The sequence below is a fragment of the Streptomyces sparsus genome, from assembly GCF_054776295.1.
In genome coordinates this window covers 1-565 of sequence record NZ_BAAHCA010001696.1, presented here as the reverse complement: position 1 = coordinate 565, position 565 = coordinate 1, and the positions used below count along the sequence as shown (strand labels likewise).

Below are 565 nucleotides of genomic sequence, written 5' to 3'. Positions count from 1 at the left end.
GGTGGTCGATCTGTGCTGCGGCTCGGGGGCGGTGGCCGCCGCGCTGCTCGCGGCTCTCGACCACGTGGAGTGCCACGCCGCCGACATCGACCCCGGCGCGGTGGGCTGTGCCCGACGCAACGTCTGCGCGGCGGGCGGGCGGGTGTACGAGGGTGACCTGTTCGCGCCGCTGCCGGCCGGGCTGCGGGGCCGGGTGGATGTGCTGGTCGCCAACGCGCCCTACGTTCCGACGGCGGCGATCGAACTGCTGCCGCCGGAGGCCCGCCTGCACGAACCGAGGGTCGCGCTCGACGGGGGACCGGACGGGCTGGACGTGCAGCGCCGGGTGGTCGAGCAGGCTCCCGAGTGGCTGGCGCCCGGTGGTCTGCTGTTCGTCGAGACAAGTGAACGGCAGGCGGAGCTGACCGCCCGGGCGATCGACGACCGGGGCCTGCTGTCCCGGGTCGTGACGTGCGAGGAGCTGGACGCCACGGTGGTGGTCGGCGCCCGACCGGATCCCGACGCGGGTGCGCGCGGGCACCCCTGAGCACGACGCCGGCCGACCCCGCCCGGCACCGGAGCCCCG

Annotated in this window: 1 protein-coding gene; it reads left to right on the top strand. The window is 76.3% G+C overall.

Going from position 1 to position 565, the window contains the following annotated elements; genetic code table 11:
• Positions 1-526, top strand: a 526-nt coding sequence (locus ACYVE9_RS30355) for a putative protein N(5)-glutamine methyltransferase (RefSeq protein WP_461031061.1), incomplete at its 5' end; no start/stop codon positions are given.
• Between the last annotated feature and the right edge of the window lie 39 nt (positions 527-565).